This window comes from Streptomyces sp. NPDC058864 (genome assembly GCF_042742985.1).
GTDB lineage: Bacteria > Actinomycetota > Actinomycetes > Streptomycetales > Streptomycetaceae > Actinacidiphila.
The window spans coordinates 1-20,095 of record NZ_JBHYMQ010000015.1 but is presented as its reverse complement, the minus strand read 5'-3'; the positions used below and the strand labels follow the sequence as shown (position 1 = coordinate 20,095).

Annotated in this window: 17 protein-coding genes and 1 tRNA gene; 5 read left to right on the top strand and 13 right to left on the bottom strand. The window is 73.0% G+C overall.

Annotated elements, in window-relative coordinates:
- Positions 1 to 45 precede the first annotated feature (45 nt).
- The 7 genes from ACFW3D_RS14225 to pgsA form a co-directional block, all read right to left on the bottom strand.
- Positions 46 to 798: a YebC/PmpR family DNA-binding transcriptional regulator gene (locus ACFW3D_RS14225; RefSeq protein WP_500504416.1), complete on the bottom strand. Its 753-nt coding sequence runs from the start codon at positions 796 to 798 to the stop codon at positions 46 to 48.
- A 61-nt stretch (positions 799 to 859) separates the two neighbouring features.
- On the bottom strand, positions 860 to 1,459 hold the full coding sequence (pdxT, locus tag ACFW3D_RS14220; RefSeq protein ID WP_500504415.1) for a pyridoxal 5'-phosphate synthase glutaminase subunit PdxT: 600 nt from the start codon (positions 1,457 to 1,459) through the stop codon (positions 860 to 862).
- Positions 1,460 to 1,542: 83 nt separating this feature from the next.
- Entirely contained in the window at positions 1,543 to 2,457 is a 915-nt protein-coding gene (gene pdxS / locus ACFW3D_RS14215) for a pyridoxal 5'-phosphate synthase lyase subunit PdxS (protein WP_089227750.1), read from the bottom strand.
- Positions 2,458 to 2,605: 148 nt separating this feature from the next.
- The gene (locus ACFW3D_RS14210; RefSeq protein ID WP_500504414.1) at positions 2,606 to 3,163 is read right to left on the bottom strand and encodes a LemA family protein; all 558 of its coding nucleotides are present in this window, start codon (positions 3,161 to 3,163) and stop codon (positions 2,606 to 2,608) included.
- Between the two features lie 399 nt (positions 3,164 to 3,562).
- Positions 3,563 to 4,750 (bottom strand): glycosyltransferase family 4 protein, encoded by a 1,188-nt coding sequence (locus ACFW3D_RS14205; protein ID WP_500504413.1) that lies wholly within the window; start codon positions 4,748 to 4,750, stop codon positions 3,563 to 3,565.
- Entirely contained in the window at positions 4,747 to 5,730 is a 984-nt protein-coding gene (locus ACFW3D_RS14200; RefSeq protein WP_500504412.1) for a phosphatidylinositol mannoside acyltransferase, read from the bottom strand. The genes ACFW3D_RS14205 and ACFW3D_RS14200 overlap by 4 nt, the downstream gene beginning before the upstream one ends.
- The gene (gene pgsA, locus ACFW3D_RS14195) at positions 5,727 to 6,449 is read right to left on the bottom strand and encodes a phosphatidylinositol phosphate synthase (protein ID WP_500504411.1); all 723 of its coding nucleotides are present in this window, start codon (positions 6,447 to 6,449) and stop codon (positions 5,727 to 5,729) included. The genes ACFW3D_RS14200 and pgsA overlap by 4 nt, the downstream gene beginning before the upstream one ends.
- A 185-nt stretch (positions 6,450 to 6,634) precedes the next feature.
- On the opposite strand from pgsA, the gene ACFW3D_RS14190 reads away from it, so the two are divergent.
- Positions 6,635 to 8,839 carry an elongation factor G-like protein EF-G2 gene (locus ACFW3D_RS14190; RefSeq protein WP_500504410.1) on the top strand — a complete coding sequence of 735 codons (2,205 nt, stop codon included), beginning with the start codon at positions 6,635 to 6,637 and terminating at the stop codon, positions 8,837 to 8,839.
- A 178-nt stretch (positions 8,840 to 9,017) separates the two neighbouring features.
- Complete coding sequence (locus ACFW3D_RS14185) at positions 9,018 to 10,661, top strand: AbeC-like domain-containing protein (protein ID WP_500504409.1); 1,644 nt, start codon at positions 9,018 to 9,020, stop codon at positions 10,659 to 10,661.
- 50 nt (positions 10,662 to 10,711) lie between these two features.
- On the opposite strand, the gene ACFW3D_RS14180 is transcribed toward ACFW3D_RS14185, so the two are convergent.
- The gene (locus tag ACFW3D_RS14180) at positions 10,712 to 11,272 is read right to left on the bottom strand and encodes an HIT family protein (RefSeq protein ID WP_499603387.1); all 561 of its coding nucleotides are present in this window, start codon (positions 11,270 to 11,272) and stop codon (positions 10,712 to 10,714) included.
- A 66-nt stretch (positions 11,273 to 11,338) separates the two neighbouring features.
- Here ACFW3D_RS14180 and ACFW3D_RS14175 point away from each other — a divergent pair, with 66 nt between their 5' ends.
- The gene (locus ACFW3D_RS14175) at positions 11,339 to 12,013 is read left to right on the top strand and encodes a potassium channel family protein (RefSeq protein WP_500504408.1); all 675 of its coding nucleotides are present in this window, start codon (positions 11,339 to 11,341) and stop codon (positions 12,011 to 12,013) included.
- Positions 12,014 to 12,050: 37 nt separating this feature from the next.
- Here the strand turns inward: ACFW3D_RS14175 and thrS are convergent, their stop codons facing one another.
- From thrS to ACFW3D_RS14160, 3 genes are all read right to left on the bottom strand, one after another.
- Complete coding sequence (thrS, locus tag ACFW3D_RS14170) at positions 12,051 to 14,033, bottom strand: threonine--tRNA ligase (RefSeq protein ID WP_500504407.1); 1,983 nt, start codon at positions 14,031 to 14,033, stop codon at positions 12,051 to 12,053.
- 132 nt (positions 14,034 to 14,165) lie between these two features.
- The gene (locus ACFW3D_RS14165) at positions 14,166 to 15,353 is read right to left on the bottom strand and encodes a hypothetical protein (RefSeq protein ID WP_500504406.1); all 1,188 of its coding nucleotides are present in this window, start codon (positions 15,351 to 15,353) and stop codon (positions 14,166 to 14,168) included.
- Positions 15,353 to 15,919, bottom strand: coding sequence for a DUF4365 domain-containing protein (locus ACFW3D_RS14160; RefSeq protein WP_500504405.1), 567 nt, complete (start codon positions 15,917 to 15,919; stop codon positions 15,353 to 15,355). The genes ACFW3D_RS14165 and ACFW3D_RS14160 overlap by 1 nt, the downstream gene beginning before the upstream one ends.
- A 172-nt stretch (positions 15,920 to 16,091) precedes the next feature.
- Here ACFW3D_RS14160 and ACFW3D_RS14155 point away from each other — a divergent pair, with 172 nt between their 5' ends.
- Positions 16,092 to 16,832 (top strand): exonuclease domain-containing protein, encoded by a 741-nt coding sequence (locus ACFW3D_RS14155; RefSeq protein WP_500504404.1) that lies wholly within the window; start codon positions 16,092 to 16,094, stop codon positions 16,830 to 16,832.
- A gap of 47 nt (positions 16,833 to 16,879) precedes the next feature.
- Here the strand turns inward: ACFW3D_RS14155 and ACFW3D_RS14150 are convergent.
- Both ACFW3D_RS14150 and ACFW3D_RS14145 read right to left on the bottom strand, forming a co-directional pair.
- A tRNA-Val gene (locus ACFW3D_RS14150) sits at positions 16,880 to 16,951 on the bottom strand.
- A gap of 38 nt (positions 16,952 to 16,989) precedes the next feature.
- Positions 16,990 to 17,466, bottom strand: coding sequence for an SRPBCC family protein (locus ACFW3D_RS14145; protein ID WP_500504403.1), 477 nt, complete (start codon positions 17,464 to 17,466; stop codon positions 16,990 to 16,992).
- Between the two features lie 80 nt (positions 17,467 to 17,546).
- On the opposite strand from ACFW3D_RS14145, the gene ACFW3D_RS14140 reads away from it, so the two are divergent.
- Entirely contained in the window at positions 17,547 to 19,904 is a 2,358-nt protein-coding gene (locus ACFW3D_RS14140) for an SCO7613 C-terminal domain-containing membrane protein (RefSeq protein ID WP_500504402.1), read from the top strand.
- Positions 19,905 to 20,095: the final 191 nt, after the last annotated feature.

The following is a 20,095-nucleotide window of genomic DNA, read 5'->3' as shown; positions in this document are numbered from 1 at the left end:
TCATCCCCACGGGCCGCCGTCCTGCCGTGCGTCCTGTCGGACGGATCAGGCCTCGACCTTCTCCATGATCTCGTCGGAGACGTCGAAGTTGGCGAAGACGTTCTGCACGTCGTCGCTGTCCTCGAGCGCGTCGATGAGCTTGAAGATCTTGCGGGCGCCCTCCTCGTCGAGCTCCACCTGCATGGTGGGCACGAAGTTGGCCTCCGCGGAGTCGTAGTCGATGCCGGCCTCCTGCAGCGCCGAGCGCACCGCGACGAGGTCGGTGGCCTCGCTGAGCACCTCGAAGGACTCGCCGAGGTCGTTGACCTCCTCCGCGCCGGCCTCCAGGACGGCACCGAGCACGTCGTCCTCGCCGAGCTCGCCCTTGGGGACGATCACGACGCCCTTGCGGTTGAACAGGTACGACACCGAGCCCGGGTCGGCCATGGAGCCGCCGTTGCGGGTCATGGCGACGCGCACGTCGGAGGCGGCGCGGTTGCGGTTGTCGGTGAGGCACTCGATGAGCACCGCGACACCGTTGGGGCCGTAACCCTCGTACATGATCGTCTCGTAGTCGGCGCCGCCCGCCTCGAGACCGGCGCCGCGCTTGACCGCGCTGTCGATGTTCTTGTTGGGCACCGAGCTCTTCTTGGCCTTCTGGATGGCGTCGAAGAGGGTCGGGTTGCCGGACACGTCGGCACCGCCGGCACGGGCGGCGACCTCGATGTTCTTGATCAGCTTCGCGAAGAGCTTGCCGCGCTTGGCGTCAATCACGGCCTTCTTGTGCTTCGTCGTAGCCCATTTAGAGTGGCCGGACATCAGCCTGTCTCCTTCACGTCACCGATTGCTTCACGAACACTGCGATCCTACCGGGATCACGTCACCGGGCGGCGCGCACCATGTCCACGAAGTAGCGGTGCACGCGGTGGTCCCCGGTCAGTTCGGGGTGGAACGAGGTGGCCAGCAGGTTGCCCTGGCGGACGGCGACGATCGTTCCGTCGTCGAGACGGGCCAGCGTGGCGACCGCGCTGCCGGTGGACTCGACCCAGGGGGCGCGGATGAAGACGCCCTCGACCGGGCCGCCTTCGACGCCCTCGACCTCGACCGTGGTCTCGAAGGACTCGTTCTGCCGGCCGAAGGCGTTGCGGCGCACGATCATGTCGATCCCGCCGAAGGTCTCCTGGTCGTCCCGGCCGTCCAGGATCTTGTCGGCGAGCATGATCATGCCGGCGCAGGTGCCGTAGACCGGCAGCCCGTCCCGGATGCGGTCGCGCAGCGGTTCCATCAGGCCGAAGAGCGTGGCGAGCTTGGACATCGTGGTCGACTCGCCGCCGGGGACCACCAGGCCGTCCACCTCGGCCAGTTCCTCGGGCCGCCGCACGGGGCGGGCCAGGGCGTCGGCCTCGGCGAGTGCGACCAAGTGCTCGCGGACGTCGCCCTGGAGGGCGAGGACTCCGATGGTCGGGGTGCTGCTGGACACGGTGCGGGACCTTCCGGAACGTGGGTGGGGCGACGGACGACGGGCAGGCCGTCGCCGGCCTGCCCATCGGGGGCTCGGGGCGCTTACCAGCCGCGGTTGGCGTAGCGCTCGGCCTCGGGGAGGGTGTCGCAGTTGATGCCGACCATGGCCTCGCCCAGGTTGCGGGAGGCGTCCGCGATGATCTTGGGGTCGTCGTAGAAGGTGGTGGCCTTCACGATGGCGGCGGCGCGCTTGGCCGGGTCGCCGGACTTGAAGATGCCGGAGCCGACGAAGACGCCCTCGGCGCCGAGCTGGCGCATCAGCGCGGCGTCGGCCGGGGTGGCGACACCACCGGCGGAGAACAGCACCACGGGCAGCTTGCCGAGCTCGGCGACCTCCTTGACGAGCTCGTACGGGGCGCGCAGCTCCTTGGCGGCGGCGTACAGCTCGTGGTTGTCGTAGCCGCGCAGGCGGGCGATCTCGTTCTTGATCTGGCGCAGGTGGCGGACGGCCTCGACCACGTTGCCGGTACCGGCCTCGCCCTTGGAGCGGATCATGGCCGCGCCCTCGGCGATGCGGCGCAGGGCCTCGCCCAGGTTGGTGGCGCCGCAGACGAACGGGGTGGTGAAGGACCACTTGTCGGAGTGGTTGACCTCGTCGGCCGGGGTGAGGACCTCGGACTCGTCGATGTAGTCGACGCCGAGCGACTGCAGGACCTGGGCCTCGACGAAGTGGCCGATGCGGGACTTGGCCATGACCGGGATCGAGACGGCGTCGATGATGCCCTCGATCATGTCCGGGTCGGACATGCGGGCCACGCCGCCGTCCTTGCGGATGTCGGCCGGGACCCGCTCCAGCGCCATGACCGCGACGGCGCCCGCGTCCTCGGCGATCTTGGCCTGCTCGGGGGTGACGACGTCCATGATCACGCCGCCCTTGAGCTGCTCGGCCATGCCGCGCTTGACGCGGGCGGTGCCGGTCTCGGGGGACTCGGGGGTGCTGGGAAGCGTGGTGGACACGGGGACCTCACTCGGAGACTCAACTGCGGGTTGGCGGCGGCCCGCGGCGTCCGCCGGCCTCCTCACGGGTGACCGGCGGAACACCGATGGCTGCTCTGTGTTTCATGGTGGACCGCACGAAGTGCACCGCAAAAGGGCCAATCGATCCTCAGTGGCCTGCCACGCCCTCGACGGTCAGCACGACCGGGGGCTCGTCGTCCATCTCGAAGGTCATCGGCCGCGGCGCGTGCCCGGCGAGCCGGAACCAGCGCACCTTGCGGTGCGCGCGCAGCGCCCTGGCGGCACGTACGGCGTCGTTGTGGAAGCGCCGTGCCATCGGCACCCGGCGCACCGCCTGGGTGAGCTCGTGGGCGGCCTCCTGGCCACCGGGCGCGGCCCGGACGGCGTCGACCGCGTCGGACTCGGCGAAGACGGCGCGCAGCGCCTGGCTCAGTTCGCTCTCGGCCACCTCGCGCTGCTCGTCCTGCGCCTGCCGGGCGGAGTGTGCCGCCTCGTAGAGCACGATGCTCGCGGCCGGGTCCAGCACCCCCGCGGTGGCCAGCTCCTGCGCCACGGAGGCCCTGCGCAGCAGCTGCGCGTCCAGCGCGGCCCGGGCGGCGTCGATGCGGGCGTGCAGGCGGTCCAGCCGCCCCGCGGTCCAGCTCAGGTAGAGGCCGACGGCGACCAGCGCCACGGCGACCCAGATGAAGGTGGTCACGGGCCGCAAGGCTACCGGTGCGCGCGGTACGGTCCCCCGGCCGCCGCCGGACCGCTGCGCGGGGCACCCTCGCGGTCGCCGGTCCACGGGGCACGGGAACGACGGCCCGCCGCGCGGGCACCGCCGCGGTCACGGACCGCAGGGCACCGGAGCACCACGGGCCGGGCCGACCGGGCACCGGACCACCCAGCCCAAGCGGGGTCGGACCATTGGGACCGCCGTGCGAGCACCGGACCACTGCGGCGCCACGATCACCGGTGCAGCCACGAACCGCAGGGCAGCCTGCGCGCCCGCCGCACCCATTGGGCGGGTCACAGCCCGAACCACGGACCGCCACGCAACCGGGGCACCCGCACGCACCGGGCGCACCGGAACCGCCGCGGCACCCGGCGCGTACCGCCGGGGGCCTCAGTCGCGGGCGAAGCCGAATCGGGCCCGCAGGCCCACCCGCTCGTCGGCGGCGACCGACGCGGCGCCCGCGGTGACGGTCTCGTACACCGCGAGGATGTCGGCGGCCACGACCGACCAGTCGAAGCGCCGGACGTGCCGCGAGCCCAGCTCGCGCAGCTGCGCTCGGCGCTCGGTGTCGCCCAGCAGCCGCACGGCGGAGGCCGCCAGCGCGTCCGGGTCCTCGTTGGGGAAGAGCTCACCGGCCGCGCCCCCGTCGAGCACCTGGCGGAAGGCGTCCAGGTCGCTGGCGAGCACCGGCGCCCCCGCCGACATGGCCTCGACCAGGATGATCCCGAAGCTCTCGCCGCCGGTGTTGGGCGCCACGTACAGGTCGACGCTGCGCAGCAGCCGCGCCTTGTCCTCGTCGCTGACCATGCCGAGGAACTCGACCCGGTCGCGCATCTCCTCGGGCAGGTCCTCCACGGCCTCGGCCTCGTCGCCCCGTCCGGCGACCAGCAGCCGGGTGCGCGGCCGCTCGGCGAGGATCTTCGGCAGGGCCCTCATCAGCACGGGCAGGCCCTTGCGGGGCTCGTCGATGCGCCCGATGAAGCCGATGGTCCGCTCACCTTCCGCACCGGGGTCGTCCCCGCCCTGCCACTCCGTCTTGGGCTCGGCGCCGGCGAAGAAGCCCACGTCGACGCCGTTCGGGATGACGACGGCGTCGCCGCCCAGGTGCTCGACCAGGGTGCGGCGGGCGTACTCGCTGACCGCGATCCGGGCGCTGATCTTCTCCAGCGCGGCCTGCAGGATCGGGTAGGCGGCGATCATCGCCCGGGAGCGCGGGTTGGAGGTGTGGAAGGTGGCCACGATCGGCCCCTGCGCCGCCCAGCAGGTCAGCAGGCCGAGCGAGGGCGAGGAGGGTTCGTGGACGTGGATGACGTTGAAGGCGCCCTCGTGGAGCCAGCGGCGCACCCGCGCGGCCGACAGGAAGCCGAAGTTGAGCCGCGCGACCGAGCCGTTGTACGGCACGGGCACGGCGCGTCCGGAGGAGACGACGTACGGCGGCAGCGGGGTGTCGTCGTCGGCCGGCGCCAGGACGGAGACCTCGTGGCCGAGCGCGATGAGGTGCTCGGCGAGGTCGCGGATGTGGAACTGGACGCCGCCGGGGACGTCCCACGAGTACGGGCTGACGATCCCGATCCTCAAGGCTTCTCCGTTCCGGAGCGGTCGATGGGGTCGCCGGACTCCGGGGAGGACGCCGCGCCGCGCCCCCCGGGTTGCCCGGCCGACGCGTCCGGCCGCGGTTCGAGGTCGGCGAGCCACAGGCGCTGCAGCATGTGCCAGTCCTCGGGGTGCTCGGCGATGCCGGCGGCGAAGACGTCCGCCAGGCGCTGCGTCATGACGGCGGTCCGCTCCGCCCGCGTGCCGTCCTCCGGCACCTCGATCGGGGCATGCACCTGGCCCTGGAGGTTGGGCGAGTCGTCGTACCAGAGGGTGACCGGCAGCAGCAGTGCCCCGGTCTGCTGGGCGAGGAGGGCGGGACCCGCGGGCATCCGCGTGGCCTCGCCGAAGAACTCCACCTCGACGCCGGAGGAGGACAGGTCCCGGTCGGCGACCAGGCACACCAGGCCGCCGCCGCGCAGCCGCCGGGCCAGCGCGCCGAAGGCGGCGCCGCCGGTGTGCGGCAGCACCTCCATGCCCAGGCCCTCGCGGTAGGCGACGAAGCGGTCGTACAGGCTCTCGGGCTTCAGCCGCTCGGCGACCGTGGCGAAGGGCACCCCGAGCCGGGTGGTGACCCAGGCGCCCGCGAGATCCCAGTTGGCCATGTGCGGCAGGGCGAGGACGACACCGCGGCCGGAGGCCAGGCCGTCCTCCAGGTTGTGCAGGTCCTTGGGTTCGAACGCGGTGCGGACACGCTCCTTGCTCCAGGCCGGCAGCCGGAAGGACTCCATCCAGTAGCGCAGGTACGAGCGCATGCCGGCCTTGGACAGCTCGCGCAGCCGCGCCTCGTCGGCGCCGGGCACGACCCTGGCGAGATTGGACTCCAGGCGCTGCACGCCCTTGCCCCGCCTGCTCCAGGCCAGGTCGGCGATGGACCGCCCGAGGCGTGCGGCGACGGGTTCCGGCAGTCGTTTGACCGCGCCCCAGCCCAGTCCGTACAGCGCGTCGGTCAGCCCGTCCTTCACGCCGTCCCGCTCCCTTCGTGCGCCGCCGCGTCGGCCTCGAAGGCCTCGCGGCGCACGGTGATCACCCGCTGCACCAGCGTCACCAGGCTGCCGACGGCCACGATCCACAGGGCGATCGGCAGCAGCCACTGGATGCCGGGGACGCCGAACTTGTGGAGCCCGGCGAAACCGCAGGCCACCAGTGAGATCACCAGTCGCTCGGCCCGCTCGACCAGGCCGTTCACCGCGACCGGCAGTCCGATGCTCTCACCGCGCGCCTTGGTGTACGAGACCACCTGGCCGCTGGCCAGGCAGAAGATCGTCACCGCGCACAGCACGAGGTCGTTCCCGCCCCCGGCGTACCACAGCGCCAGCCCGCCGAAGATGGCCGCGTCGGCGACCCGGTCCAGGGTGGAGTCCAGGAAGGCGCCCCAGCGGCTGGAGACGCCCGCCTGGCGGGCCATGTTGCCGTCGACCAGGTCGGAGAAGACGAAGAGCGTGATGACGACCGTGCCCCAGAAGAACTCGCCCCTGGGGTAAAAGACCAGCGCTCCCGCGACCACGCCTCCCGTGCCGATCAGCGTGACCGTGTCGGGGCTGACGCCCCGGCGCAGCAGGAACGCGGCGAACGGTGTGAGGACACGCGTGAAGAAAGCACGCGCGTACTTGTTCAGCATGGCCTTCCCGGAGGGGTTCGAGGGTGCCCCGGCGCGGCCCCGTCGGCCGCCCGGCTGGCCCATCGTAGCCAGGCGCGATCCGGCACGGCTCCGTGGCTCCCGTCCTGCCGCGGCACGTACGACGTATGGACGCACCGTGACGGGCGTGGGAAGGTCGAATTACCGCGGGCGTCACTGCAGACCGCCCTGGGCGGGTGGTCTCCCGTGGCGCCAGTCCCCATGCCGTGACGGACCGGGAGGCGAGGCACATGGGCGACAGGAGAGATGCAGGTCCGGGAGCCGCCGGAAGGGCATTGGCGGCCGGCCGGCCCGAGGACGTGCGCAACGTGGTGCTGGTCGGCCACAGTGGCTCCGGGAAGACGACACTGGTCGAGGCGCTCGCCCTGGCGACAGGGGCGGTGAACCGCGCCGGGCACGTGGCCGACGGCGCTACCGTCTCCGACCACGACGAGATCGAGCACCGTCAGCAACGCTCGGTACAGCTCTCGCTGGTACCGGTGGAGTGGGACGGGATCAAGGTCAATCTGCTGGACACCCCCGGGTACGCCGACTTCGTGGGGGAGCTCAGGGCCGGTCTGCGGGCAGCGGACGCGGCCCTCTTCGTCGTCTCGGCGGCCGACGGCGTCGACGGCGCCACCCGCATGGTCTGGGAGGAGTGCGCGGCGGTCGGCATGCCGCGCGCGGTCGTCGTCACGCACCTGGAGGCGGCGCGGGCCGACTTCGACGAGATGACCGAGACCTGCCGTGAGGCCTTCGGGGGCGACTCCGCCGACTCGGTGCTGCCGCTGTACCTCCCGCTGCACGGCGAGGAGACCGCGGACGGCCACGCACCCGTGACCGGACTCATCGGCCTGCTGTCGCAGCGGGTCTACGACTACTCCTCCGGCAAGCGCGAGGAGCGCCCGCCGGACGACGGGCAGCTGCCGGAGCTGGACGAGGCACGCGCCCGGCTGATCGAGGGGATCATCGCCGAGAGCGAGGACGAGACCCTCATGGACCGCTACCTCGGCGGCGAGGAGCTCGACCTCAAGACGCTGGTCCAGGACCTGGAGCGGGCCGTGGCACGCGGCTCCTTCCACCCCGTGCTGGCCGCCGCGCCGGCCGCCGAGGGCTGCAAGCAGGGCATCGGCACCGTGGAGCTGCTGGAGCTGGTCACCGGTGGCTTCCCGACGCCGCTGGAACGCGAGGTCCCGCAGGTCACCACGCCCCAGGGCACCTCGCACACGCAGCTCACCTGCGACCCGGACGGGCCGCTGGCCGCCGAGGTCGTGAAGACCTCCTCCGACCCGTACGTGGGGCGGATCAGCCTCGTGCGGGTCTTCTCCGGCACCCTGCGCCCCGACGAGACGGTCCACGTCTCCGGTCACGGCCTGGAGGACCGCGGCCACGAGGACCACGACGTCGACGAGCGCGTGGGCGCCCTGTCCTCGCCGTTCGGCAAGCAGCAGCGGACGGTTCCGCACTGCGTCGCGGGCGACCTGGCCTGCGTCGCCAAACTGACCCGGGCGGAGACCGGCGACACCCTCTCCGCCAAGGACGACCCGCTGCTCATGGAGCCCTGGCTGATGCCGGACCCCCTGCTGCCGGTCGCGATCCAGGCGCACAGCAAGGCCGACGAGGACAAGCTGTCCGTCGGCCTGTCCCGGCTCGTCGCCGAGGACCCCACGATGCGGCTGGAGCAGAACCCCGACACCCGGCAGGTCGTGCTGTGGTGCCTGGGCGAGGCACACATGGACGTGGCGCTGGAGCGGCTGCGCACGCGCTACGGCGTGCAGGTCGACGCGGTGCCGCACAAGGTGGCGCTGCGCGAGACCTTCGGCGAGCGGTCGACGGCGCGCGGACGGCACGTCAAACAGTCCGGCGGGCACGGCCAGTACGCCATCTGCGACATCGAGGTCGAGCCGCTGCCGGTCGGCTCCGGCATCGAGTTCGTCGACAAGGTCGTCGGCGGGGCGGTACCGCGGCAGTTCATCCCCTCGGTGGAGAAGGGCGTCCGCGCCCAGGCCGCCAGGGGCGTGGCCCTCGGCTTCCCGGTCGAGGACATCCGCATCACCCTGGTCGACGGCAAGGCGCACTCGGTGGACTCCTCCGACGCCGCCTTCCAGACGGCGGGCGCGCTCGCCCTGCGCGAGGCGGCCACACAGTGCCGCATCCACCTGCTGGAACCGGTCAGCGAGATCCGGGTGATGGTGCCGGACGAGTACGTCGGTCCGGTCATGAGCGACCTGTCCGGGCGCCGCGGCCGGGTGCTGGGCACCGAACCGGTCGGCCTGGGACGCACATTGGTGCGGGCCGAGGTACCGGAGATCGAGATCGGACGCTACGCGGTCGACCTGCGGTCGCTGTCGCACGGCACCGGACGGTACGGCCGCAGCTACGCCCGGCACGAGCCGATGCCGCCTCAGCTGGCGCAGAAGCTGAGGGAGCAGCACGCGCAGGAGTCCGGTAAGTGACCCCCTGACGGGGGAGGTTGACGGCCCGGCGGACGATCTTCTTCCGCCGGGCCGATGACGCACGTCACACGCCCCGTATACGCTGGGTGGGCGGCGTCGCAGGTGTGCCGGTGCCGCGGCCGGGGAAAGGGCCGGGCGGGTTCACTTCCGCGCGGGCGGGGACCAGAAGGGGGCGGCAGTGACCGACGGTTTCGACTTCCTGAGCCCGGGCGCGCAGATACCGCTGAGCGGTGTCGACGGCCAGACGGGGGCCACCCAGGCGCTCGCGTCCGCCGCGTACCGGGACAGCCCTCTGCAGACCCTTTCGGCGGCCGACGAGGGCATGTCCTCGGTCAAGGAGGCCAAGGTCAAGCTGCTGCGGGCGAACCTGGGCGAGGCCTTCGCCCGCGCCGTGCAGAACCGGATGCTCGGCGCCGGGCGCAACGAGCTGGTGCAGTCCTTCGGCGCGGAGCCGCAGACGGTGGTCGAGCACTGCCTGGCCGCCAACCGGATCCGCCAGGAGCGCGACAACAGACTGACGGCGGTCATGGCCGTGTTCGGCCTGCTCTTCCTGCCCGGCGTGCTGGTCTGGCTGGGCGCCTTCCAACTCCGCGCCGTCGTGAGGAAGTCCGAGGGCTCCCGGGCGGGGCTGCTCGGCTCGGTGGTGCTGGTCGTGGTCGGCTTCTTCGCCGTCCTGTTCGTCCTCAACCCGCCGCTGACCGGTTTCTGGTCGCAGTACCTGCGGGTGATGATGGTGGCGCCGATCCTCGGCTGGTTCTGGGCGAAGCGGATCTGCGAGCAGACCGCCAAGGACCTGCGCGACCGCTGGGCGGGCCTGGTCTCCGGCAGCGGCGTCGGCGCCAAGATCCCCGAGGCCGTGCCGCGCAACCCCAACCAGACCAAGGCCGAGACCCTGCGCCAGAACCTCGCCAAGCTCTCCGCCGAGCAGCGGAGCAACGTGGTGTTCTACGCCGGCCCCAAGGGCGTGCTCGGCATGGGGGCCCGCTGGGGCGCGTGGCGCATGGCCGAGGAACTGGCCCCGCGCGAGGGCCTGAGCGAGATCCACCCGTTCCGCAGCTGGGACGTCATCAAGGCGATCCACGGCAAGCTGCGCGACCTGCAGCGCGGCCCGCTGCACACCGGCGGCTTCCCCAAGCCCCTGGTGCAGCACTGGATCGTCTCCCACGTCGGCGCGGGCGCCAAGAAGATCACCCGGCCCACCGGCTCGAACGTCGACGGCTACACCGTCCGGGACTTCGAGGTCCAGCGCATCTGCAACGAGCAGCAGTTCGACAAGGGCGACCGGCACTACCTGGGCGTGCAGTTCGTGGTCTGGGACGGCCAGCTGGTGATCACCATGATGGTCACCGTGACCGTGCTGGCGAGCACCCTGCGCGTCGAGGTGACCGGACACGTCCTCGGACCCGTGCACTCCCTGTTCACCACCGCTCCGGAGGCCAAGGAGAAGGAGGTGGCCCACCCCTACAAGTTCTGGGAGAAGAAGAAGGTCCAGCTGCCGCTCGTGGCGAGCGACGAGGTGGTGCGGCTCGCCGCCCGCGCCCCCCTGACCCGCTTCCCCCAGATACTCGACCACCTCGGCGGCAAGATCACCCTGCCCGAGCCCTTCGGGCTCCGGCACACCTGGGTCTCGACCCCGTGGACGCACCGTTTCATGGCCGACGACGCGCTGCGTGCAGCCACCCCGATCCTGCGCGCGGTGCACTCCGCGGCCATCTCGGTCATGAGGGAGAACGGCGTGGACGTCACGAAGTTCGACAACCGCTCGTCCATCTTGAGCAACGTGGTGCAGGACGCCTCGCCCAGCGAGGCCGACGTCTACTGACGCGCCCCGGGCGGACCGCCCGGATCTGCCGCCCGGATCTGCCGGCCGGGTCAGCCGGCCGGCCAGGCGTCGGCGAGCATCTTGCGGGTGTCGGCGAGGAGCTGCGGCAGGACCTTGGTGTGGCCGACCACCGGCATGAAGTTGGTGTCCCCGCCCCAGCGCGGCACCACGTGCTGGTGCAGGTGCGCGGCGATCCCGGCGCCCGCCACGGTGCCCTGGTTCATGCCGATGTTGAAGCCGTGCGCGCCCGAGGCCGAGCGCAGCGCGACCATGGCGCGCTTGGTGAACTCGGCGAGCTCGGTGGTCTCCGGTCCGTCGAGGTCGGTGTAGTCCGCGACGTGGCGGTAGGGCACCACCATCAGGTGGCCGCCGTTGTACGGGTAGAGGTTGAGGACCGCGTACACGGCGTCGCCGCGCGCGATGACCAGCCCGTCCTCGTCGCTCATCTCCGGAATCACGCAGAAGGGGCAGCCGTCCCCGGCCCCGGGGCCGGTCGGCTTGTTCTCGCCCTGGATGTACGCCATGCGGTGCGGCGTCCACAGGCGCTGGAACGCGTCCTGCGTCCCCACTCCGTTCTGCAGTTCCGGCTCACTCGTCATGCCTTGCAGCATATGGCGTCGTCACGGCCCTGCGTGTCGCCGGGGGCACTCCCGGCCGCGGGGCACGATGCTGGCCCCATGCCCATGGATGAGGAGCGGCGGCTGCGGGAGTGGGAACGCCGGGGCAGCGTGCCGCTGTCCATCGCGTCCCTGGTGTTCCTCGTCACGTACGCGGTGCGCGTGCTCGCCCCGGACCTGCCCCCCGGCTGGTCCGACCTGCTGCTCCTGCTCACCGTCGTGACCTGGGGGTTCTTCGTACTGGACTACCTGGTGCGGGTGGCCGTCGCACCGCACCGCTGGAGTTGGGTCCGCCGGCACTGGCTCGACCTGGTCGTGGTCGTCCTGCCGCTGCTGCGCCCGCTGCGCCTGCTGCAGATCTACGGGAGGGTCCAGGACCGTCACATGCAGCCGCGGATCTCCCTGGAGGCCCGGGTCATGTCCTACGCGGGGCTGAGCGCGCTGCTCCTCGGCTTCGTCGCGAGCCTGCAGGTCTACGCGGACGAGCACGACGCTCCTGGCGGGCAGATCCGCACCTACGGCGAGTCGGTGTGGTGGTTGTGCTCCACGATCACCACGACCGGCTACGGCGACCTGGTGCCGGTGACGGTGCGCGGGCGGGTCATCGCGGTCGGCGTGATGTTCCTGGGCGTCGTCCTGATCGGCGCGGTCGTCGGATCCTTCTCGGCCTGGCTCACCAAGAGCTTCCGCCGCGCCGACGAGCGGCCGGACGCGGGCGGGCCCCCGGAGGGCTGACCTCCGGGGGCCCGTCGCCGTGCGTCGTGCCGGCGGCTCAGACCTGGACGCGGTCCTCGACGGCCTTGGCGATCTCGGCGATCGCCTCGTCGCGCGGGATGCCGTTCTTCTGCGAGCCGTCCCGGTAGCGGAAGGAGACCGAGCCGGCCGCCATGTCCTCGTCACCGACGATGACCATGAAGGGCACCTTGCTCCGCTGCGCGTTGCGGATCTTCTTCTGCATCCGGTCGGCGGAGGCGTCCACCTCGACCCGCAGGCCCTTCTTCTTCGCCTCGGCGGCGAAGTCCTGCAGGTAGGACACGTGCGCGTCGCCGATCGGGATGCCGACCGCCTGGACGGGGGCCAGCCACGCCGGGAAGGCGCCCGCGTAGTGCTCCAGCAGCACCGCGAAGAAGCGCTCGATGGAACCGAAGAGCGCACGGTGGATCATGACCGGGCGCTGCTTGGTGCCGTCGGCCGCCGTGTACTCCAGGTCGAAGCGCTCCGGCAGGTTGAAGTCGAGCTGTACGGTCGACATCTGCCAGGTGCGGCCGATGGCGTCCTTGGCCTGGACGGAGATCTTCGGGCCGTAGAACGCGGCGCCGCCCGGGTCGGGAACGAGCGGGAGGCCCTGCTTCTCGGCCACCTGCCGCAGCGTCTCGGTGGCCTCCTCCCAGATCTCGTCGGAACCGACGAACTTCTCCGGGTCCTTGGTGGACAGCTCCAGGTAGAAGTCGGTCAGGCCGTAGTCGCGCAGCAGGTTGAGGACGAAGGTGAGCGTCTTGTCGAGCTCGTCCGCCATCTGCTCCTTGGTGCAGTAGATGTGCGCGTCGTCCTGGGTGAAGCCGCGGGCACGGGTGAGGCCGTGCACGACGCCCGACTTCTCGTAGCGGTACACGGTGCCGAACTCGAACAGACGCAGCGGCAGTTCACGGTACGAGCGGCCGCGCGCGTCGAAGACCAGGTTGTGCATCGGGCAGTTCATGGGCTTGAGGTAGTAGTCCACGCCCTCGTCGAGCTGCATGGGCGGGTACATGCCGTCGGCGTACCAGTCCAGGTGGCCCGAGGTCTCGAAGAGCTTCCCCTTGGTGGCGTGCGGGGTGTAGACGAACTCGTAGCCCTCCTCCTCGTGCCGGCGGCGCGAGTAGTCCTCCATGACCCGGCGGACGATCCCGCCCTTGGGGTGGAAGACCGCCAGGCCCGAGCCGATCTGCTCCGGGATGGAGAACAGGTCGAGCTCCGCGCCGAGCTTGCGGTGGTCGCGCTTCTCGGCCTCGACGAGGAAGTCCAGGTACTCCTTCAGCTCGTCCCTGGACGGCCAGGCGGTGCCGTAGATGCGCTGGAGCTGCTTGTTCTTCTCGCTGCCGCGCCAGTAGGCGGCGGCCGAGCGCATCAGCTTGAACGCCGGGATGATCCGCGTGCTGGGCAGGTGGGGACCGCGGCAGAGGTCCTTCCAGCACAGCTCGCCGGTCTTGGCGTCCAGGTTGTCGTAGATGGTCAGTTCGCCGGCGCCGACCTCCGCGGAGGCGCCCTCGGCGGCCTCGGCGGCGGAGCCCTTGAGGCCGATCAGCTCCAGCTTGTAGGGCTCGTCGGCGAGTTCCTCGCGGGCCGCGTCGTCGTCGACGGCACGGCGGGAGAAGCGCTGGCCGCGCTTGACGATCTCCTGCATCTTCTTCTCGATGCGCTTGAGGTCGTCGGGGTGGAACGGCTTCTCGACGTCGAAGTCGTAGTAGAAGCCGTCCTTGATCGGCGGGCCGATGCCGAGCTTGGCCTCCGGGAAGAGCTCCTGCACGGCCTGGGCCATCACGTGCGCGGTGGAGTGGCGCAGGATGTTGAGGCCGTCCTCGCTGGCGATCCCGACGGGCTCGACCTCGTCACCGTCGGCGACCTCGTACGCGAGGTCCTTCAGCTGGCCCCCGACGCGGGCGGCGACGACGGTGCGGTCGCCGTCGAAAAGCTCGGCCGCCGTCGTGCCCGTCGTGACCAGCCGCTCTTCCTGCTCCTCGGAATCGCGTTTGATGATCACACGGACGTCTGACACCGGTCTCTCCTGACGTATGTCCCACTGGGTCCGGCAGCGGAAAGCTGCACCGCTGAATCCTACCGAGCCGCACCGGTGCCCCGCGAAGCGATAGCGCCGGGCGGTCGCGGCCGCCGGCCGGCGGGTGCCCGGTCAGCCCCCGAAGGAGTCCTCGAAAGTGTCGACGCCGCCGTGCAGGGCCTTCATCAGCCGGTCGCGGTCGGCCTCGTCGACGTGGACGGGGGCCGGCGCGGACGGGTGGGTGAGATGGCGGAACCCGGTCCGCCGCTCCAGCCGGCCGGAGAGCCGGACGGGCAACCCGACCAGGTGCGCCTGGGCGGCGATCCGGTACCCCTCCTCCGGCAGGCGGACGCGTACGTGGCGGACGTCGGCACCGGCCAGGACGCGCAGCCGGATGGTGCCTCCCCCGGAGGGACGCGGCCGTCGCAGCCGGGTGACGGTGCCGGTGACACGCACGTCGACCGAGGGTTCCTCGCGCACGTAACGATCACTGGCGGCCTCCAGCGCGGGGAGGTCGCCAGGGGAGAACTCGACCGGCTCGGGCACGGTCGCGAACCCCGCGGGCGGACCGGCCGCCGGGGCCCAGGCGAGGGTGACCGCCACGCCCTCGGTGCCGCGGACCATCCGGATCAGCGACTCGGCCAGTTCGTGGCAGACACCGAGGCCGACGGCCGCGTCGAAGGCCTCCATGCCCCCGGTGGTCCGCTGGTAGTCCACCGCGTCCCGGGTGGCCTGCAGGGCGCGCAGCAGCGTGCCCACGGTGCGGCGGCCCTCGGGGACCGGCACGTACGCGGTCAGCTGGTGCCCCGGCGCGTCACCGACCAGCACCCGCTCCAGGAAGGCGTCGGCGTGCCCGGTGTGGCGCGCGCCGAAGTAGCCGAAGCGGTCGCGTTCGGCGCGGGCCGCGGACATGAGCATGGCGCGGGCGGCGGCGCGCAACTGCTCCGCCGCCGTCCACGGCACGGCCGCGCCCGCGGCCGGCGGCCGCTCGCGGTGCCAGCGGATCTCGTCGCCCGGGACGGCCAGCGCCGTCAGCACCTCGCGCGCCGAGGGCTCGCCGCAGCGGGCGAGGGCGTCCAGGGCCTCGCCCAGCAGTTCGGCGTGGTCGGCGTAGCGGGCACCCGCGCCGTGCCGCTCGGGCACCAGGAGGCTGGTCCGGGCGGCGGACCCGGGCTCGCCGGGGGGCGTCCAGCGCGTGTAGCGCCCCGGGGCGCCGCCGCGCAGCCGCCAGCCGTGGCGGGCGAGCAGCGCGACGAGGACGCCGGGGTCGACCCGCTCGGGGTCGGGCGGGACGAGTGCGTCGTCGGCCGTCCGGCTCATCAGGGCCTCCCTCCCGCCCCGACCCGCGTCATGATCTCGCACAGGGCCCGGTCGTCGAAGATCCGCGCGGTGGGTATCCGCACGGTGGTCTTGCGCCGGCCGGTCACCGCCTGGCCGGCCAGGTTCGTCCAGTAGCAGCAGTGCCGCAGCTCCAGCCGGTCGTGGCTGGCGCGCAGCCACTCCTCCTGGGTGCGCGGCACGAGCATCACCACGAGGATCTTGTGCACCGAGACCGGGTTCCGGGCCAGCTTCACCAGGTGCTCGTTCTCGAGGGTGAACCCGAAGGTCGGACCGGGAGGCCGCGGGGCGACCTGGTAGGTGCACTTGAGCTGAACCTTGATCGTGACCTCGTCGTCCACGGCGTGGCCGTGTGAACTGTGGCTTATGTGCCAGTCGATGCCGTTGTCCGGGAAGGGCTGGGCGAGCGAACAACCGGCGGCGGCGGCCACCGCGTGCAGGTATCCCACCTGGAGGGTTTCCATGCAGCTGGTGGTGGCGAGTCCGCCGCGCAGCGGTGCGTTCCGCTCGGACAGCAGCCCACCCGGGCCGGGCTGCTCGAGCGCCATCGCTCTCCGTGCCTTTCCGGGCCCGGGAATCCTGGTGATCCCCGTTGCCATCTTCATCCCCACCAGCGACAAGTCGCAAACCGTTGCGGTTCGGTGACGTGCGGTCACGGGTACGTACCGTAAGGGCGGCCTGCCGGCCGCCAAATCCTGCGATCCGCACGGGAGGTGCGCCATGCCGCACTGGTACGACGGCCCGCTGGCCGCCTTCGACACGGAGACCACGGGGGTCGACGTGGAGCACGACCGGGTCGTCTCGGCCGCGTTGGTGGTCGAGGACGCCCCCGGCACACCCGCCAGGACGACGCGCTGGCTGGTGGACCCGGGGGTCCCGGTGCCCGAAGGGGCCCGCGCGGTGCACGGGCTGGACGACGACTACCTCCGGGCCAACGGACGCCGTCCCGGCCCGGTGGTGGAGGAACTGGCACGCGCCCTGGCCGACCAGGCCGCGGCCGGCGTGCCGCTGGTGGTGATGAACGCGCCCTTCGACCTGACGCTGCTCGACCGGGAGTTGAGGCGCCACCGCGGCATGGCGCTCGACGCATACCTGGTCCGCGGCCCGCTGCGCGTCCTCGATCCCCGGGTCCTGGACAAGCACCTCGACCGCTACCGCAAGGGCCGCCGCACCCTGACCGACCTGTGCGCCCACTACGGCGTGGTGCTGACCGACGCCCACGACGCCGCGGCGGACGCGCTCGCCGCGCTCGCCCTCGTACGGACGCTGGGACACCGCTTCGCGGCGCGGATCGGCGGGTTGCCGCCCGCCGAACTGCACGCCCGGCAGGCCGTCTGGCACGCGGGCCAGGCCCGGGGGCTGCAGGCGTGGTTCGCCCGCAGCGGCACGGACGACCGCGTCGACCCGGCCTGGCCGCTGCGGCCGTCGCCGCTGCGGGCCCCCGAGGAGCCGGCGGCATAGCCGCACGACGAAGGGCCGGTCCGTGATGGACCGGCCCTTCGTGAGGGTGGGCGATACTGGGATCGAACCAGTGACCCCTTCGGTGTGAACGAAGTGCTCTCCCGCTGAGCTAATCGCCCGGGACGACCTGAACAATACAGGGCACGGGCGGCTGCGTTCAAACGGCTTCCCGGCCGGGTGCGTCCTCCGCGCGCAGCCGGGCGGCCATGCCGCGTCGCCCCTGCCGCATCATCAGGGCGTGGTTCGCCCGGAACAGCGGCCGGCACGGCACGGCCAGCCGCCGCATCAGCGGCTTGTTGACGACCACGTCCTCCTCGAAGAGGAGCCGGGTGCCGCCGCCCGCGCCGTCCGCGCCGACCGTCCAGCGCACCCACCCCTCCAGGTCCCCGTACATCGCCGCCTCCAGGACCCGGGCCCGCGGATCGCGGCGGGTCTGGTGCGCGGTGACGAACAGGTCGTACGGCAGGACCGAGCGGAAGCGCAGGACGCCGGCGGTCTCGCCGGTCTGCCGCACCTCGCGGACCTGGGGCCACCAGGCCGGGTACTCGTGCGGACGCTCCAGGAGGCCGTACACGACCTCGGGCGGGGCGGCGATCCGCCACAGACTGCGGAAGCGGTAACGGCTCCAGTCCATGAGGCCAGTGTGCGTACTCAGGCCGGATCTGAGTACCGGCGCGCATGCCCGGCCACGTGGGCCGCGCCACACTCCGAGCCATGGAGACGATGCCCCCGCCGCACGACCGCTGCCCCGCGTGCGGCGCCCACCTGCCCGCGACGGTGCCGCCCGCGTGCCCGCGTTGCGCGCTGCCCCTCGTCGGGGCGGTCGCCGAGGAACTGCGCGAGACCGACCGCGCGCTCCTGCGGCTGGACGCCGAACGCGGCCGCCTCCTGGTGCGGCGCGGGCAGTTGCTGGCCCAGCTGCGCCCGCCGTACCCGCCCGCGCCGTGGGGCGCCGGGCCGGGCGCGCCGTGGGGTGCCCCGCCGCGGCGCGAGACGTCGCCGCGCGCGGTGCAGAACCTGCTGCTCGCCCTGGGTGGTGCCTTGCTGGCGGTCGCCGCCGTCGCGTTCACCGTCATCAGCTGGGGCCGGCTGGGCATCGGCGGCCGGGCCGCCGTCCTGGGCGCCCTGACGCTCGCCGCGACCGGCGTCCCCGCGCTGCTGATGCGCCGCACGCTGGCCGCCACGGCCGAGGTGGTCGCCTGCCTCGGCCTCGTCCTGCTGCTGCTCGACGCGTACGCGCTGCACCGCGTCGCTTTCGCCGGCGCCGACGGACTGCGCTACGCCGCCGTGTCCCTGGCCGTCGTCGCCGCGCTCTGGGCCGGGTACGGGAAGGCGCTCGGGCGGCTCGTGCTGCCGGTGCCCTTCGCCGTGGCGATCGGTCAGCTCCCCCTGGTGCTCTGGGCGTCGGCCGCGGAGTCGGCGTACGGCATCGCGGCCGCCCTGCTCGTCACAGCCGCGCTCGACGCGGCGGCCGCCCTCCTGACCGGCGGGCGCGGGACGCGGATCACCGCCGCCGTCGCCGGCACGGCCGTCGGGGCGGCCGGACTGCTCACCGCGGGCGGACTCTCCGTATCGGCCGGCGACGGCGGAGCGGCACTGCGCGCCGGCGCGCTGCTGCTGGGCGCCGCGGCGGTGGCGCTCGCCGTCGCGCTCCGCCCCGCCGTGCCCGCCGCCGTGTCCGGGATGCTCTCCGGGGTCGCGGCGCTCGCCGTCGTGGGCGCCGCGGGCGGGGTCGTCCGGACCGGTGTCACCGGCGACTGGATCGTGCCGGGGTACCTGGTGTGCGCGGCGGTCGTGCTGGCTGCCGCGGCCTTCGCCGTCCCGGACCGTTCTCGCCCGGTGGCCGCGGGACTCGCGGCCGGAGCCGCCGCGGCGCACGCCCTCGCTCTGCTGTGGGCGCTGCCCTCGCTGACCGTGGGCGTCGTCGCGCCCGACGTGTGGGAGGGCCCGTACAGCGCGGTCGCGGTGGCCGCCCTGCTCGCCGCCGAACTGGCCGCGGCAGCACGGCTGCACCGCGGCACCCCGTACGCCCCGCTCGCCGCCTCCGCCGCCCTGGTGCAGGCCGCGGTCGCCGTCTGCGTGCCCGGTCCGCTGCCCGTACGGCTCGTCGTCGTGGCCGCCCTGCTCGCGCTGTCGGCCCGGGCGCTCACCTGGACCGCCCTGGTGACCGCGTGCGGGCTCGCCGCGACGGCCGTCGCCTGGGCCCACCCGGAGCGCACGACGACGCTCACCGTGCTCGCCGTGCTGCTGGCCTGCTTCGGCGCGCTGTACGCCGCGGCGTCCCGCACCCGCGTGGTGACCGCCTCCGCCGTGGTCGCCTGCGCGGCGGGCCTCGTCTGGACCGGACTGCCCGTCCACGCCGCCGCGTTCGCCCTCCTCGCGATCGCCGCGGCCGCCCAGGCCGCCGCCCTCCGCACCCCCGGACGCCCCTTCGAGCACCCCGGCCACGCCGCCGCCCTCCTCGGGATCGCCCTCGCCGCCGACGACCCCGCACTGCTCGCCCTGGCGCTCGCCCTCGCGGGCGTCCTCGCCGCGGCCGTCGCCGCGCTCCGCACGGACCGGCGGTGGCTCGGGTACGTCGCGACCTGCCTGATGATCGCGGCCAGTTGGGTGCGCCTCGCGGCGTCCGACGTCGACGCACCGGAGGCGTACACGCTCCCCGTCACGGTCGCCGCCCTCACCGTCGGCGCGCTGCGGCGGCGCCGCGACCCCGCGTTCTCGTCCTGGGCCGCCTACGCCCCCGGGCTCGCCGCGACCCTCCTCCCCAGCCTCGCCGCCGCCTGGGGCGACCCCGGCTGGGTCCGGCCCCTCGCCCTGGGGGCGTCCGCCCTCGCCGTGCTGCTGGTCGGTGCCCGCCACCGGTTGGCGGCGCCGCTCCTGCTGGGGGCGGGCGTGCTCGCGCTCGACGCGCTGCACGAACTGGCGCCCTACATCGCCCAGGCCCTCGGCGCGGTCCCCCGCTGGGTGCCGCTCGCCCTGGCGGGCGTCCTCCTGCTGGGGGTGGGGGCGACGTATGAGCGCCGTCTGCGGGATGTGCGGCGCGTGCGGGGGGCGCTGGGGCGCCTGCGGTAGTTGTTCGTGCGGGTCGGTTGTCGTGTGCGGGTCGTTTGCGCCTGCGGCGGGCGGTTTCCCGCCGCCCGCCCGATTGCCCCGGGGACGGTTGGTGCGGGTCTGCGCTCTGTCCGTTGGGTGGGCCGGGGGCGGGGCCTCCGGGGTGGGCATTCTGTACCGCATATTTATGTGCATGGCGGGCGGTCCGGGTT